Here is a 15,723-nt window from a genome sequence, read left to right on the forward strand (position 1 = left end):
TCATGTCAGTCGATCGCACCCAGGTGCTCCGCGCCGCCGCCGCCCTGCTCTCCCGGAAGTCGACCTCCACCATGGACGAGGTCGCCCGGGCCGCCGGGATCGGCCGCGCCACCCTGCACCGGCACTTCGCCGGGCGGGACGCGCTGGTCAGGGCGCTGGAGGAGATGGGCATCCAGGAGTTCGAGGGCGCCCTCGACGCGGCGGGCCTGGAGGACGGCCGCGCGGACGACGCCGTACGGCGGCTGATCGCCGGGGTCGAGCCGGTCGCACCGCTGCTGTCGTTCCTCGTCAGCGAGAACCAGCTGTTCGAGGGCGACCAGCAGAACGAGGGCTGGGCCCGCCTCGACGCCCGGGTCTCCGCGCTCTTCCGGCGCGGTCAGGAACAGGGCGTCTTCCGGATCGACCTGACCCCCGCCTGGCTCACCGAGGCCCTCTACGGGCTCATCGGCGCCGGCGCCTGGGCCGTGCAGGACGGCCGGGTCGCCGCCAAGGATTTCCAGTACATGATCGCCGAGCTGCTGCTCGGCGGAGCGCGCAGGAGCGTGGAGAAGTGACCAGCAGCACCGTCAGGACCGCAAGCCATACCGAGGGCGTCCGCCGCCCCGGCCGGTGGCTCGCCCTTGCCGTTCTCGTCCTCGCCGTCCTCCTCGTGGCCGTGGACGCCACCGTCCTCGGGCTCGCCACCCCCTTCCTCTCCGAGGACCTGAAGCCCTCCGGCACCCAGCTCCTCTGGATCGGTGACGTCTACTCCTTCGTCATCGCCGGGCTCCTGGTCTCCATGGGCAGCCTCGGCGACCGCATCGGCCGCAAGAAGCTCCTGCTGACCGGCGCCGTGGCCTTCGGGGCCGTCTCCGTCATCAACGCGTACGCGACCAGCCCCGAGATGATGATCGTGGCCCGCGCGCTCCTCGGCGTCGCCGGCGCGACTCTGATGCCGTCCACCCTGGCCCTCATCCGCAACCTCTTCCACGACCCGCGCGAGCGCAGCCTCGCCGTCGGCATCTGGGGTGCGATGGCCTCGGCCGGCGCGGCCGTCGGACCGGTCGTCGGCGGATTCCTGCTCGAACACTTCTGGTGGGGCTCGGTCTTCCTCATCAACCTGCCCGTGATGGCCGTCCTGGTCCTCGTCGGCATCAAGCTGATCCCCGAGTCCAAGAACCCGAATCCGGGCCCGTGGGACCTGCCCAGCGTCGCCCTCTCGCTCCTCGGCATGATCGGCGTCGTCTACGCGGTCAAGGAGGCGGCGGCCCAAGGCCTCTCGCTCGACGCGGCCCTCGCCGCGCTGATCGGCGTGGCCGCCCTCACCTGGTTCGTCCGCAGGCAGCTGACGCTCCCGGCGCCGCTCCTGGACATGCGTCTGTTCCGCAACCGGGGCTTCTCCGGCGCCGTCCTCGCCGACCTGCTCACCATCCTGGGCCTGGCGGGACTGATCTTCTTCCTGTCCCAGTTCCTCCAGCTGGTCCAGGGCAGGCAGCCGCTGGAGGCCGGTCTGGCCGAACTGCCCGCCGCCGTCGGCGCGGTGACGGCCGGTCTGATCGCGGGTGTCGTCGCCCGCCGGTTCTCCGTACGGTCAGTGGTGGCCGGCGGCCTCGCCGCGGTCGGTCTGGCGCTCGCCTCGCTCACCACGCTGAGCCAGTCCACCGGCTATCCGCTGCTCGGCGCGAGCCTGCTCGTCGTCGGCGTGGGCGCGGGCTTCGCCTTCACCGTCACGGCCGATGTGATCCTCTCCAGCGTCCCCAAGGAACAGGCCGGTTCGGCCTCCGCGGTCTCCGAGACGGCGTACGAACTCGGCGCGGCGCTCGGCATCGCGCTGCTCGGCTCGATCGTGACCGGTGTCTACCAGGACTTCGCCACTCCGGCGGGCGTCCCCGCCACCACGGCCGCCGCGGCCCACGAGTCCCTCGGCGGCGCGGTCGAGGCCTCCACGGCGCTCGCCCCCGACGCGGCGACCGCCCTGGTCTCCGCGGCGCAGGAAGCCTTCGTCGACGGCCTGCGCATCGCGGCGGGTGTGGGCGCGGCGGTCCTCCTCGCGACAGCGGTCGCGGCCTGGTTCCTGCTGAAGGGCCAGAAGCTGGAGGACGGCGTCGAGCACTGACGCCCGAGGCCGGGTCCCCGGCAGGACGGCGTCGAGCACTGACGCCGAGCACCGGGCCCCCGGAACGACGACGCCCCCGCACAGCCAATGCTGTGCGGGGGCGTCCCGGTTCTCAGGGGGCTACGCCGCCTTCGCCTTGGTGGCGTACATGTCCACGTACTCCTGACCGGAGAGCCGCATCACCTCGGCCATCACCGAGTCCGTCACCGCCCGCAGCACATAGCGGTCCCGGTCCATCCCCTCGTACCGCGAGAACTCCATCGGCTCACCGAACCGGACCGTCACCCGCCCCGGCCGCGGCAGCCCCGCCCCGCCCGGCTGGATCTTGTCCGTGCCGATCATCGCGAACGGCACCACCGGCGCGCCCGTCATCAGCGTGAGCCGGGCGATGCCCGTACGGCCCCGGTACAGCCGGCCGTCGGGGGAGCGGGTGCCCTCCGGGTAGATCGAGAAGATCTTGCCCTCCTCCAGCACCCGGCGGCCCGTCATCAGCGCCGCGACGCCACCGCGTCCGCCGTCGCGGTCGACCGGGATCATGCCGACACTGGTGAAGAACCAGGCCATCAGCCGGCCCTTGAAGCCCTTGCCGGTCACGTACTCGTCCTTGCCGATGAAGAAGACCGGACGGTCCGTGCAGATCGGCATGATCATCGAGTCGATGAAGGTGAGGTGGTTGCCCGCCAGGATGACCGGACCCGTCCCCGGGATGTTCTCGGCGCCCTCCACACGTGGGCGGAACATCAGGCGCAGGATCGGTCCGAGCACTGCCTTGATGAGTGCGAGACGGGACAACGGTTCCTCCGGTGTCGGGGCGGGCGGTCTGTGCAGGTGGCGACGATACTCGCGGGTCACCACGGTGCGCACATCGGGTTCACCGACTGGATACACAGTGTTGACGTGAGTTTCCGTCATGTTCGGCCAGGGTCTGCCGGAGGTAAGAGGTGACTGCCTACGGTCGGACCGACCACCGGCCGACACGGACCGTGCGGGACATCACACAGAAGGAGCCTTCATGACACAGGGTGCACACCGGACGCCGGCCCGGCGGACGGTTCTCGGAGCGGCGGGAGCGGCCGTACTGGGCGCCTCGACGGTCCTGCCCACGGGCGCGGCCCACGCCGCCGGGGCCGACGGCGGCCGGCGCGGCTTCCGCTCCCTGCCCGTCCCCACCGTCATCGCCCACCGCGGCGCCAGCGGCTACCGCCCGGAGCACACCCTCGGCTCCTACCAGCTCGCCCTCGACATGGGCGCGCACGTCATAGAGCAGGACCTCGTCCCCACCAAGGACGGGCACCTGGTCTGCCGCCACGAGAACGACATCACCGGCACCACCGATGTCGCCGACCGTCCCGAGTTCGCCTCCCGCAGGACCACCAAGTCCGTCGACGGGACCTCCCTCACCGGCTGGTTCACCGAGGACTTCACGCTCGCCGAGCTCAAGACGCTGCGCGCCAAGGAGCGGATCCCCGGCACCCGTCAGGAGAACACCCTCTACGACGGCCGCTGGGAGATCCCCACCTTCGAGGAGGTGCTGCGCTGGGCCGAGCGGGAGGGACGCCGGCGCGGCCAGGAGGTCTGGCTGCACGTCGAGACCAAGCACCCCACCTACTTCCGCTCCCTCGGCCTCGGCCTGGAGGAGCGGCTCGCCAGGCTGCTGCGCCGGTACGGACGCCACCGCGCGGACTCGCCGACGTTCCTCCAGTCCTTCGAGCCGACCAGCATGCAGCGGATGGCGAAGCTCGTCTCCACGCCGCGCGTGGTGCTGCTGTGGACGCCGGACGACCGCCCCTGGGACTTCCGCGAGGCGGGCGACCCGCGCACGGTCGCCGACCTGATCACGCCCGAGGGCCTGGCGTGGATCGCCTCCTACGCGCAGGGCATCGGCCCACTGCTGGACCTGGTCATCCCCAAGGACAAGGACGGCAGGCTGGGCAAGCCGACCACGCTGGTGCGCGACGCGCACGCCAAGGGCCTGATCCTCCACCCGTACACCCACCGCAACGAGAACACCTTCCTCCCCGCCGACTTCCGCCGCGGCACCGACCCGGCGGCGTACGGGGACTCCTTCGGCGCGCTGAAGACGTACCTGGCGACCGGCATCGACGGCATCTTCTCCGACAACCCGGACACGGCTCTCCTCGCGGCGGCGGACTTCGCGAAGGCCTGACGCCTGTGGGGCGGCGCCCGTCGAGGTCCGCTCGGCCCGAGCACCCGACCGGGTGGTTTGGGCGCCGCCCCGCAACCACCCGCGTACGCACGGACATCGTGCACGGCATGACCACCCACGATCCCCACCTCCTGCGCACCCTCGCCCCCCTCCTCGCCGCCGAGTCCCGCGCGGAGGCACCCGCCGCCGGTGTCGAGCCGGACGACCTCGAACAGGCCGTCTGGCTCAAGCTCCTGGAGCGGCTCCAGGACCACGAGGCTCCCGACCGCCCCGCCGACTGGCTGCGCCGGGCCGTCCGTGCCGAGGCCCGCCGTGCGCGCCGCACCGCCCTGCGCGAGCGCCCGTACCACGGGGAGGAGGCAGCCGCGCCGCACACCTCTCCCGAAAGCTCCGCCCTCACGGCCGAACGCCGCCGCGCCCTGCGCGCCGCCGTCCGCCGCACCCCCGGCCACTGCCCCCGCCTGCTGACCGCGATGCTCGACCCGGCGGACCCCACATACCGGGAAATCGCAGGGGAGTTGGGTATCTCACAGGGCAGTCTGGGGCCGATGCGTTCCCGTTGCCTGGGATGTTTGCGCAGAATGCTGGCTGCAGAGGTTCCCGCTCCCCGACCGATGGGAAGGGTGCGGTAGACCGACCGGCGGACCAGGTGAGCGGGAGGCATGCGCACATGGGCATGAGCGTGACCATCTCAGCGGCAGACGCGCAGGACGCGGAGCACATACTCAAGCTGCAGTACCTCTGTTACCAGAGCGAGGCCGAGCTCTACGGCGACTGGTCCATCGAGCCCCTCACCCAGTCGCTGGACGCCCTGCGCGCCGAACTCGCCGCAGGCCACGCGCTCGTGGCACGCCTCGGCGAGGAGATCGTCGCCTCCGTACGCGGACGGGTCGACGAGGACGGCACCGTCCGGATCGCCAAGCTGATCGTCCATCCCCGTCTGCGGCGCCATGGACTGGGCGGGCGTCTCCTCGATGCCATCGAGGGCCACTTCGCCGGCGACCCGGTGCCCGCCGCCAAGCGCTTCCGGCTCTTCACCGGCCACCGCAGCGAGGGCAATTTGCGGCTCTACCGCAGCAAGGGGTACGAACCGGTCTCCAGCCGCGAGATCGGGCCGCGGCTCACGCTCGTGACCCTGGAGAAGGCGGCCTGAATCAGCGGGCTTCCGCCCGCGCCCGGCGCAGCCACCAGATACCGGTCACCGGCAGCAGCACCGGGATGAAGATGTAGCCGTAGCCGTAGTCCGACCAGACCGTGGCGTCCGGGAACGCGGACGGGTCGAGCAGCGTCCAGGTCCCCACGGTCAGCACGCCCACCAGCTCGGCGGCGCAGCACACCAGCGCCGCCCTGCGGGCCGTGTTCCCGCCGCGGACCAGCGTGTACGTGATGAACGCGTACACCACGGCCGCCACCGCCGACAGCGCGTACGCGAGCGGCGCCCGGTCGAACTCGGTCGCGATCTGGTAGATCGAGCGCGAGACCGCGCCCACCGACATCACCCCGTACAGCCACACCAGCAACATCCCGGGGCCCCGGACGAGCCGCGTCCGCGTCTGGTTCTCCCGCGTCACGGTCATGGTCAGTCCACCGTCCAGATGTCGAAGAGGCGCACTTCGAGCACCGCGAGCACGAACGCGCCGGCCGCCACCGTCGCCGAGCCCCAGCGGCTCCGCTCCGCGAGCGACATGAAGCCCGCCGCGGGCACCGCGCACAGCGCACCCAGCAGATACGCCACGAAGATCGTCGTGCCCTCGTCGGCCTTCTCGCCGCGTGCCAGCTGCACGATGCCGACCACCAGCTGCGCCAGCGCGAGGACGGTCACCACGGCCATGCCGATGAAGTGCCAGTCCTTCGTCGGCTGGTCCCGGTAGGCGGCGAAGCCGCACCAGGCGGCGAGGGCGAGCGCGGCCACCGAAACCGCGACCGTCAGGGCGTCAAGCATGGCCCCGAGGGTATTACGGGCCGAACGTCCCGATGCGCTCGCCCCCCACCTGCCTCCCAGGGCCGACGGGGAGTCGCGGCGAGACCGTGGTCTTGACCACAACGCACCACCCCTCCCCGTTCCCCGCCGGGCTCGTCGCGACCGCCCGGTCGGTGGCATCCGCGCAGGCCACGGACGGCCGGGTGGAGAGCGCGACCGGCTGGTACGGCTCGAGGATCTGTCCGCATGGCGCACGAAACGCGTCCGCTATTCGGACAGCCCCCAGGCGGTCGAACACCCGCGTGCTTTACTTGCAGCCATGACCACGACGAGCAGCCGCACCCTTGCGACCGAGGCGATCAGCACGCCCGGTGCTCGTTGTATGTGTCGAATGTGCGCCTTCTGAGGGCCCCCGCCTGCGTCTCGCGCCCCGAAGCGAGACCCGACGGCCGAGCCGATCCGCCCGCCACATGGCGCCGGACCGCTCCTGCCCCGCGCACGCGCTGCCTCCCGGCCACCCGCCGAAACCAGCCGATCTGCGCCTGACTGTCCGAACGACGAATGCCCCGTGCCCGGCGGACCCCGCGCCGCGCACTCGACAGTGACGGAAAACCCCTGTGATCACCACTTCGGGCCTGACCAAGGTCTACGAGTCGCGAGGCCGCCAGGTCACCGCTCTGGACGGTGTCGACCTCCATGTCCGCGAGGGCGAGGTGTTCGGCGTGATCGGCCAGAGCGGCGCCGGCAAGTCCTCGCTCATCCGCTGCGTCAACCTCCTGGAGCGCCCCACCTCCGGCACCGTGACCGTCGACGGCGTCGACCTCACCGCGCTGGCCGCCACCGGCCGCCGTGCCGGCAAGGAGCTGCGCCGGGCGCGCAGCAGCATCGGCATGGTCTTCCAGCACTTCAACCTGCTGTCCTCGCGCACGGTCAAGGACAACATCGAGCTGCCGCTCGAGATCCTCGGCGTCTCCGGCGCCGAGCGCTCCCGCCGCGCCCTGGAGCTCCTCGACCTCGTCGGCCTCGCCGACAAGGCCAAGGCCTACCCCGGCCAGCTCTCCGGTGGCCAGAAGCAGCGCGTCGGCATCGCCCGCGCTCTGGCCGGCGAGCCGAAGGTGCTGCTCTCCGACGAGGCCACCAGCGCCCTCGACCCCGAGACCACCCGCTCCATCCTCCAGCTGCTGCGCGACCTCAACCGGCAGCTCGGCCTCACCGTCCTGCTCATCACGCACGAGATGGACGTCGTCAAGACGATCTGCGACTCCGCCGCGCTGATGCAGAAGGGCCGGATCGTCGAGTCCGGCACCGTGAGCGAACTCCTCGCCACCCCGGGCTCCCAGCTCGCGGCCGAGCTCTTCCCGGTGAGCGGCGCCCCCAGCGGTCCCGACCGCACGGTCGTCGACGTCACCTTCCACGGCGAGGCCGCCACCCAGCCGGTCATCTCCCAGCTCTCCCGTACGTACAACGTCGACATCTCCATCCTCGGGGCGGCGATGGACACCGTGGGCGGCCGGCAGATCGGCCGGATGCGGATCGAACTTCCCGGACGGTACGAGGAGAACGTCGTCCCGGTCGGCTTCCTGCGCGAGCAGGGCCTCCAGGTCGACGTCGTCGACGAGGAGACCGCGCCCGAGGCGGCGCCCGTACTGGTCAAGGAAGGTGCCAAGTGACCTGGTCCGAGATGCAGCCCCTGCTGGAGCAGGGCACCGTCGACACCCTCTACATGGTCCTGTGGGCCACCGTCGTCACCATCCTCGGCGGACTGCCGCTCGGCATCCTCCTCGTCCTCACGGACAAGGGCGGACTGCTGCAGAACACCGTGGTCAACAAGGTCGTCGGCGTGATCGTGAACATCGGCCGCTCGCTGCCGTTCATCATCCTGCTCATCGCCCTCATCCCCTTCACCACCTTCGTCGTCGGCACCTTCATCGGTCCCACCGCGATGATCGTGCCGCTGGCCATCGGCGCCATCCCGTTCTTCGCGCGCCTCGTCGAGACCGCGATCCGCGAGGTCGACCACGGCCTGGTCGAAGCCGTGCAGTCCATGGGCGGCTCGGTGCCGACGATCATCCGCAAGGTGCTGCTGCCGCAGTCGCTGCCCTCGCTCGTCTCCGCCGTCACCACCACCGTCATCGTGCTCATCGGCTACTCCGCGATGGCCGGCGCGGTCGGCGGCGAAGGACTCGGCTCCAAGGCCATCACCTACGGATACCAGCGCTTCGACACCCAGTTCATGCTGGTCACCGTCGTCGTCCTGATCGTGATCGTGACGATCGTGCAGCTCATCGGCGACCTGGCCGTCCGGCTCCTCGCCCGCCGGGGACGCACCGCGTGACCGCCACCGTGTAGCCGCCGTCGGGCGGCCGACACCGCGCACCCCCACAGACTTCGTTCCTCGAAGAAGAGCCCGGACTTGTTGTCCAGGCGTCCACCGCACCACCTGAAAGAGGCACTTTTCGTGCGTAACAACATCAAGCTCACCGCCGGTATCGCCGCCACCGCCGCGCTCGCCCTGGGCCTCACCGCCTGCGGCACCTCGTCGGACCCGTCCTCCACCAAGGACTCGGCCGCGTCCGCCGACGAGCCGCTGGTCGTCGCCGCGTCCCCGACGCCGCACGCCGACATCCTGAACTTCGTCAAGGACGAGCTGGCCGCCAAGGAGGGCCTGAAGCTGGAGGTGAAGGAGTTCACGGACTACGTCCTGCCGAACACCGCCACCGAGTCCGGCCAGGTCGACGCCAACTTCTTCCAGCACAAGCCGTACCTGGACGACTTCAACAAGAAGAACAACACCCACATCGTCCCGGTGGTCAACGTCCACCTGGAGCCCCTCGGCCTCTACTCCACGAAGGTCAAGGACCTCAAGGACCTCAAGGCCGGCCAGACCGTCGCCGTCCCCAACGACACCACCAACGGCGGCCGCGCACTCAAGCTGCTCGCCGACAACGGTCTGATCACCCTCAAGGACGGCGTCGGCTCCAACGGCAGGCTCTCCGACATCACCGACAAGAAGGGCCTGGAGTTCAAGGAGCTGGAGGCCGCCACCGTGCCCCGCGCCCTGAACGACGTGGACGCCGCGGTCGTCAACGGCAACTACGCCATCGAGGCCAAGCTCAACCCGGCCACCGACTCCCTGGCCCTGGAGAAGGCGGAGGGCAACCCCTACGCCAACTTCCTCGCCGTCAAGGAGGGCAGTGAGAAGGACGCTCGCGTGCGGAAGCTCGCCAAGCTCCTCAACTCGCCCGAGGTGAAGAAGTACATCGAGGACACGTACAAGAACGGCTCGGTCGTTCCGGCCTTCGGCGCCGTCGCCAAGTAAGGCCCGCAGTACAGTCCTTGTGACGAAGGCCCCCGCATCCCGTCCGGTGCGCGGGGCCTTCGTCGCCTCCTTCACACATCGGACCCGGCCATGCGCACCGACGGCTGCATGCTGCATGCTGTGCGTTCACGGTCGATTCGGACGGTCCTCGGCATGGAGCTGCGCATGACTACCACCTTTCCGGACATCTCCATCAGCACGGACCGGTTGGTGCTGCGCGCACTCGAAGAGGCCGACGCCCCGGCCCTCGCCGAGATGATGAACGACGAACTGGTCGCCGCCTGGACCGCGGTGCCCCAGCCCTTCACCGAGGCGGCCGCGCACACCTGGATCACCGAGTACGCCCCCGCCGAACGCGCCGCCGGACGCGGCATAGACCTCGCCGTCACCGAGTTCCTCACCCAGCGCCTGGTCGGTGTGATCCAGCTGAGCAAGACCAACTGGCGCGTCCGCTCCACCGAACTGTCGTACATCGTCGCCCCGTGGGCCCGCGGTGAGGGGTACGCCTCCGAGGCCGCGCTCGCCACCGCCCAATGGCTCTTCGGCGACCAGGGCTTCGAGCGCATCGAACTGCGCACCGCGGCCGACAACACCGCCTCCCAGCAGGTCGCCCAGAAGATCGGCTGCATCAGCGAGGGCGTCCTGCGCGGCGCCTGCATAGCCCGAACCCGCACCGAGGACGGCGGGTGGACCGACCTGCGCACCGACTTCATCGTCTGGGGCCTCCTCCCCGAGGACCTCGAAGGTGTCGACGACCAGATGACCGAGGCCGGATACTCCTCGTACGCCGACTGGAGCTGATCGCCGGGGCCGACCGGCTACGGGTACCCTCGACACGCCCCCGACCTGCAACGACACACCTCAGGAGACAGACGACGATGGCCGACCGGGTGACGGTGATCGGCTGGGACGGCTCGCCCCTCACCGCAGCGGCCCGGTCCGCGCTCTCCGCCGCCACCCTCGTGGCCGGGGCGGCACACCATCTCGCCCTGCCCGAGGTCCCGCCCGGCGCCGAACGCATCCGCCTCGGCAGCGTCGACCTCGCCGCCCGCCGGATCGCCGGCCACCGCGGCACCGCGGTCGTCCTCGCCGACGGCGACCCCGGCTTCTTCGGCGTCGTCCGCACCCTGCGCGCCCCCGAGCACGGCCTGGAGGTCGAGGTCGTCCCGGCCGTCTCCTCCGTCGCCGCCGCCTTCGCCCGCGCCGGCATGCCCTGGGACGACGCCCGGATCGTCGTCGCCCACCAGCGCACCCTGCGCCGCGCCGTCAACGTCTGCCGCGCCCACCCGAAGGTCGCCGTCCTCACCTCGCCCGGCGCCGGCCCGGCCGAGCTCGCCCTCCTCCTCGACGGCGTCCACCGCACCTTCGTCATCTGCGAAGAACTCGGCACCGACCGCGAACAGGTCTCCGTCCTCACCTCCGACAAGGCCGCCGACCACGCCTGGCGCGACCCCAACGTCGTCATCGTCATCGGCGGCTCCTCCAACGGCCACGGCGGCGGCTGGCTCATGGGTCACGAGACCCCGGCCGTACGGGGCTGGGCCCTGCCCGCCGAGGAGCACGAGGAGTACGGCGAGGGACGCGGGGCCACCCCCTCCCTGCGCGCCGCCCAACTCGCCCGCATCGGCCCGCGCGTCGGCGACCTCGTCTGGGACATCGGCTGCGGCGGCGGGGCGCTCTCGGTCGAGGCCGCCCGCTTCGGCGCCGCTGTCATCGCGGTGGACGCCGACTCCACCGCCTGTGCCCGCACCGAGGCCGCTGCCCGCCGCTCCGGCGTCCAGCTGCACGTCGTACCCGGCCGCGCCCCGCATGTACTGGAACGCCTTCCGGAGCCGGACGTCGTACGGATCGGAGGCGGCGGGGTGCCCGTCGTCACCGCCTGCACCGACCGCAGGCCCGAACGGATCGTCACCCACGCCTCCACCCGCGACGAGGCCGAGGCCCTGGGCGCGGCCCTCGCCGACGGCGGCTACACCGTCGAATGCGCCCTGCTGCAGAGCGTCGGCCTCGACCCCGGCGACTGGACGGAACGCGAGCGCTCCGTCGTCTTCCTGCTCTCCGGGCGCAGGATCGATCGCGCCCCGTGATCCAGTGCTCTCGGCGGGCGAGGTAGGCTGGCCGATTGTTGTACCGCACCGGTACGTTCGGCGCTTTGTTCGCCAATGTCCGGATGAAGTGGCTCTTTTGGGTCGCTGATGTGGTACGGAGCAACGGGGGGACGCGCGACGTGGCGCAGTCCACAGCGCACCGTGGCGGATCTGCCTGCCACGATGGCCGAAGGCCGCGACAATGCTTGGGTGTCCGCGCGTCATTCGTGCCGCACGGCGCGCACGCTCGTTGTTGTTGACGGGCGAAGGTCTGAAGGAGCACAAGCGATGGGCGAGGGGTACGCATGACGGACACCGGCCAGGTCCCGGGCGAGGGGCTGCCGGAGAACGCAGGCATGGTCGAGCAGCCGGGCATCCCCGCTCCGGGCGCGTACACCTTCCTGGACCCCTCCGAGAACGCAGCCGAGGAAGACGACCTGCTGCTCATGCCGGGCGCGCAGGGCGCGTGGAGCGAGCACCAGCCGGGCGTGGTCCCGGCGGCGCCCGTCGCCGTACCGCCGCCCGCCGCGGCGCAGCCGGTGGTGCCGGGTCAGGCATCGGGGCAGCATCCGATGGTGGACCCCCTCACCGATCCGCTGGCCGGGCCGCTCGCCGACGCACTCGCCGCCCAGGCGCCGATGGGCCAGGTCCCGCACGCTCAGCAGGCCGTGCAGACGCCCGTCTCCACCCCGCCGCACGGCGTGCCGACGGAGGAAGTCCCCGGGCAGTACCCCGCGCAGGGCGTGTCCACTCCGGCGCACGGTGTCCCGGCCGGCGCGGAAGGCATCGCGACTCCGGCGCACGGTGTTCCGGACGCGGCCCAGGGCGTCGCCACTCCCGCGCACGGTGTTCCCGCGGGCGGGGAGGGCGTCGCGACCCCGGCGCACGGTGTTCCGGACGCGGCCCAGGCGGTCTCCACCCCCGCGCACGGCGTGCCGACGGCACAGCAGGAGCCCGTCGTCACCCACCACGGCTACGAACCCGGCGTCCTCGACACCGGCGCCCACGAGGCCGCCGGCCGTGACTCCGGCTCCGTCGACCTCAGCGGCGTCCGCATGCCGCCGCCCGCCGCTCCCACCGCGCCTCCCTCGCGCCGCCCGCTGCACATGGGCCCGCCCGTGCCGGACAACTCCGGGGGAGTGGTGCGCTCGCTGGCCGATCGCGGCCCCGCCGGGGCACCGGCCGCCGCGCCCGTACCGGCTCCCGAGCCCGCTCCGGCCGCCATGGCGGCGGCACCGGCTCCGATGCCGACCCGAGTGCAGGGCCCGCCGACGACCGGCCCCGAGTACCTCGACATCCCGCAGGACCCGCAGGAGCGATCCGCGCCGTCGGCCGGCCCCCAGTTCGGCGAGGCCGCGCCGCAGGGCGCCGTGCCGTGGGACCCGCAGCCCCAGCAGCCCGTCACGCCCCAGACGGCGCCGGGCCCCGCAGAAACGGTCGGTCAGTTCGTCCAGGTCGAGGGCACCGTCCCGACGACCCCCCACCTGGCGCCGACGCCGGTGGCCGAGGCGGAGCCGGCCGAGGAGCCCGCGGCGGAGCCGGCCGTCCAGGCGGAGGCGGAGCAGCCCGAGCCCGTAGCCGAGCCCGAGCCCGAGGCCCCGGTGGCGACCGTTCCCGCGCCACGGGTGGGGGAGCCCGCGGCGCAGGCCGAGGTGCCGGCCGAGGCCGAGCCTCGGCCCGAGCCCGTGGTCGAGACCGTCGCCGAGGAGATCCCGGTGGCGGAGGTGGCCGTGGCCGAGCCGGCGGAGGAGCAGCCGGAGGCTGCCGTAGACGCTGAGGCACAGGAGGCAGGGCCCGAGGTCGCGGCCGCGCCCGCCGAGCCTGAGGTCGTGGCCGAACCGGTCGTCGAGGCGGTCATCGAGACCGAGACCGAGACCGAGGCGGAGGTCCAGGCGGAGGCGGAGCAGCCCGAGCCGGTAGCCGAGCCCGAGCCCGAGCCGGTAGCCGAGCCCGAGGCCGCTGAGGCCCACGTCGAGGTCGAGGCCGCTGAGGGCGAGGTTCACGCCGAGCCCGAGCCCACGCCCGCCGACGCTGAGGCCGTGGCCGAGCCTGCGCCTGAGGCCGTGGCCGAACCCGCGCCCGAGGCCGAAACCGCCGCCGAGCCCGCCGCCGTCACCGAGCCCGCGCCCGAGGCCGAAACCGCCGCCGAGCCCGCCGCCGTCACCGAGCCCGCGCCCGAGGCCGAAACCGCCGCCGAGCCCGCCGCCGACGCCGAACCGGCGCCCGAGCCCGCAGCCGAGCCCGACGCCGACGCCGAACCCGACCCCGAGGTCCTCGGCGCCCCGGCCCCCGGGTACGCCGACGCCGAGCGCGAGGCCGTGCTGCGCGTCATGCGCGAGCGCCGCGACATCCGCAACGGGTTCCGTTCCGACCCGATCCCGCACGAGGTGCTGCTCCGGGTCCTGGAGGCCGCCCACACGGCCCCCAGCGTCGGCCACTCGCAGCCCTGGGATTTCGTCGTCATCCGCTCCGCCGAGACCCGCCGGAGCATGCACGAGCTCGCCCAGCGTCAGCGCGAGGCGTACGCCAAGTCGCTTCCGAAGGCCCGGGCGAAGCAGTTCAAGGAACTGAAGATCGAGGCCATCCTCGACACCCCGGTCAACATCGTCGTCACCGCCGATCCCACCCGCGGCGGGCGCCACACGCTGGGCCGCTACACCCAGCCGCAGATGGCGCCGTACTCCTCGGCCCTCGCCGTCGAGAACCTCTGGCTCGCCGCCCGCGCCGAGGGCCTCGGCGTCGGCTGGGTCAGCTTCTTCGACGAGCGCGAGATGGTCCGCGCCCTCGGCCTGCCCGAGCACCTCGAAGTCGTCGCGTACCTCTGCGTGGGTTACGTCGACGAGTTCCCGGAGGAGCCCGAGCTGATGCAGGCGGGCTGGTCCAAGCGCCGCCCCCTGTCCTGGGTCGTCCACGAGGAGACGTACGGCCGCCGCGCCCTGCCCGGCGAGGAGCCGCACGACCTGCTCCAGGAGACCGTCTCCAACATCCGTCCGCTGGACGCGAAGGCGCTCGGCGAGGCGTGGGAGCGGCAGAAGCGGATGACGAAGCCGGCCGGGGCGCTCGGCATGCTGGAGATCATCTCCGCACAGCTCTCCGGACTGTCCCGGATGTGCCCGCCGCCGATCCCGGAGCCCGCGGCCGTCGCGATCTTCGCCGGCGACCACGGGGTGCACGCCCAGGGCGTCACCGCCTGGCCGCAGGAGGTCACCGGCCAGATGGTCGCGAACTTCCTCGGCGGCGGCGCGGTCTGCAACGCCTTCGCCAACCAGGTCGGCGCGGAGGTCTGCGTCATCGACGTCGGTGTCGCCTCCGAGCTGCCGGCCACGCCGGGGCTGCTGCCCCGCAAGGTCCGCGCAGGTACGGGCGATTTCACGACCGGTCCCGCGATGACGCGCGAGGAGGTGCTCGCCGCGATCGAGGTGGGCATCGAGACCGCGCGCGACCTGGTGGCGGCGGGCAACAAGGCGCTGCTGACCGGTGAGATGGGCATCGCCAACACGACGGCGTCGGCGGCGCTGATCTCGGTGTACACGGGGGTCGACCCGGTCGAGGTCACCGGCCGTGGCACCGGCATCAACGACGAGATGCACGCGCGGAAGGTGGACGTGGTCCGCCGCGCCCTCGACCTCCACCAGCCGGACCCGGCGGACCCGATCGGTGTCCTGTCGGCGGTCGGCGGCCTGGAGCACGCGGCGCTGGTCGGTCTGATCCTGGGCGCGGCGTCGCTGCGTACGCCGGTCGTCCTGGACGGTGTCTCGACGGGCGCGGCGGCGCTGGTGGCCCGGGCGATCGCGCCCGAGTCCCTGGCGGCCTGCATCGCGGGCCACCGCAGCGCGGAGCCGGGCCATGTGGCCGCCCTCAACAAGCTGGGCCTGCGCCCCCTGGTCGACCTCGACCTCCGCCTCGGCGAGGGCACGGGCGCGCTCCTGGCCCTCCCCATCGTCCAGAGCGCGGCCCGCGCGATGCACGAGGTCGCGACGTTCGACTCGGCGGGTGTGACGGAGAAGTAGTCCCGGCCGGGGCGGCGCGGAGGTCCGTGGATTCGCCGCTCCTGCCACCGTCGTGGCGATCCGCCGGGGGAGACCCCTGCGGATCGTCCGCGAGCGCGGAGGGACATGGGTCACAGGCCGCCCA

At 72.2% G+C, this 15,723-nt stretch carries 14 protein-coding genes; 11 read left to right on the forward strand and 3 right to left on the reverse strand.

Features of this window, described 5'->3' with window-relative positions; all coding sequences use genetic code 11:
• Positions 1-2 precede the first annotated feature (2 nt).
• Positions 3-554, forward strand: coding sequence for a helix-turn-helix domain-containing protein (locus ABZY12_RS28025; RefSeq protein WP_356895079.1), 552 nt, complete (start codon positions 3-5; stop codon positions 552-554).
• Positions 551-2,095, forward strand: coding sequence for an MFS transporter (locus ABZY12_RS28030; protein ID WP_356895081.1), 1,545 nt, complete (start codon positions 551-553; stop codon positions 2,093-2,095). The genes ABZY12_RS28025 and ABZY12_RS28030 overlap by 4 nt, the downstream gene beginning before the upstream one ends.
• 120 nt (positions 2,096-2,215) lie before the next feature.
• On the opposite strand, the gene ABZY12_RS28035 is transcribed toward ABZY12_RS28030, so the two are convergent.
• Entirely contained in the window at positions 2,216-2,887 is a 672-nt protein-coding gene (locus tag ABZY12_RS28035) for a lysophospholipid acyltransferase family protein (RefSeq protein ID WP_356895083.1), read from the reverse strand.
• Positions 2,888-3,107: 220 nt separating this feature from the next.
• On the opposite strand from ABZY12_RS28035, the gene ABZY12_RS28040 reads away from it, so the two are divergent.
• The 3 genes from ABZY12_RS28040 to ABZY12_RS28050 all read left to right on the forward strand — a co-directional run bounded on the left by ABZY12_RS28040 (position 3,108) and on the right by ABZY12_RS28050 (position 5,415).
• The gene (locus ABZY12_RS28040; RefSeq protein ID WP_356895085.1) at positions 3,108-4,262 is read left to right on the forward strand and encodes a glycerophosphodiester phosphodiesterase; all 1,155 of its coding nucleotides are present in this window, start codon (positions 3,108-3,110) and stop codon (positions 4,260-4,262) included.
• A 107-nt stretch (positions 4,263-4,369) separates the two neighbouring features.
• Entirely contained in the window at positions 4,370-4,894 is a 525-nt protein-coding gene (locus ABZY12_RS28045) for a sigma-70 family RNA polymerase sigma factor (RefSeq protein WP_356895087.1), read from the forward strand.
• 38 nt (positions 4,895-4,932) lie between these two features.
• Positions 4,933-5,415, forward strand: a complete 483-nt coding sequence (locus tag ABZY12_RS28050) for a GNAT family N-acetyltransferase (protein ID WP_356895089.1) — start codon at positions 4,933-4,935, stop codon at positions 5,413-5,415.
• Position 5,416: 1 nt separating this feature from the next.
• Here the strand turns inward: ABZY12_RS28050 and ABZY12_RS28055 are convergent, their stop codons facing one another.
• Positions 5,417-5,839, reverse strand: a complete 423-nt coding sequence (locus ABZY12_RS28055; RefSeq protein WP_356895091.1) for a hypothetical protein — start codon at positions 5,837-5,839, stop codon at positions 5,417-5,419.
• 2 nt (positions 5,840-5,841) lie between these two features.
• Positions 5,842-6,204 carry a hypothetical protein gene (locus ABZY12_RS28060; protein WP_356895093.1) on the reverse strand — a complete coding sequence of 121 codons (363 nt, stop codon included), beginning with the start codon at positions 6,202-6,204 and terminating at the stop codon, positions 5,842-5,844.
• A gap of 596 nt (positions 6,205-6,800) precedes the next feature.
• Between ABZY12_RS28060 and ABZY12_RS28065 the strand changes: the two genes are divergently transcribed.
• The 6 genes from ABZY12_RS28065 to cobT all read left to right on the forward strand — a co-directional run bounded on the left by ABZY12_RS28065 (position 6,801) and on the right by cobT (position 15,599).
• Positions 6,801-7,853: an ATP-binding cassette domain-containing protein gene (locus ABZY12_RS28065; RefSeq protein WP_356895095.1), complete on the forward strand. Its 1,053-nt coding sequence runs from the start codon at positions 6,801-6,803 to the stop codon at positions 7,851-7,853.
• Positions 7,850-8,518, forward strand: a complete 669-nt coding sequence (locus ABZY12_RS28070; protein WP_356895097.1) for a methionine ABC transporter permease — start codon at positions 7,850-7,852, stop codon at positions 8,516-8,518. The genes ABZY12_RS28065 and ABZY12_RS28070 overlap by 4 nt, the downstream gene beginning before the upstream one ends.
• 123 nt (positions 8,519-8,641) lie before the next feature.
• Positions 8,642-9,502: a MetQ/NlpA family ABC transporter substrate-binding protein gene (locus ABZY12_RS28075; protein ID WP_356895099.1), complete on the forward strand. Its 861-nt coding sequence runs from the start codon at positions 8,642-8,644 to the stop codon at positions 9,500-9,502.
• Positions 9,503-9,667: 165 nt separating this feature from the next.
• Positions 9,668-10,303 carry a GNAT family N-acetyltransferase gene (locus ABZY12_RS28080; protein WP_356895101.1) on the forward strand — a complete coding sequence of 212 codons (636 nt, stop codon included), beginning with the start codon at positions 9,668-9,670 and terminating at the stop codon, positions 10,301-10,303.
• A 77-nt stretch (positions 10,304-10,380) separates the two neighbouring features.
• Positions 10,381-11,589 (forward strand): precorrin-6y C5,15-methyltransferase (decarboxylating) subunit CbiE, encoded by a 1,209-nt coding sequence (gene cbiE / locus ABZY12_RS28085; protein ID WP_356895103.1) that lies wholly within the window; start codon positions 10,381-10,383, stop codon positions 11,587-11,589.
• Between the two features lie 305 nt (positions 11,590-11,894).
• Complete coding sequence (gene cobT, locus ABZY12_RS28090; RefSeq protein WP_356895105.1) at positions 11,895-15,599, forward strand: nicotinate-nucleotide--dimethylbenzimidazole phosphoribosyltransferase; 3,705 nt, start codon at positions 11,895-11,897, stop codon at positions 15,597-15,599.
• Positions 15,600-15,723: the final 124 nt, after the last annotated feature.

This window comes from Streptomyces sp. NPDC006551, assembly GCF_040611675.1.
Lineage (GTDB): Bacteria > Actinomycetota > Actinomycetes > Streptomycetales > Streptomycetaceae > Streptomyces.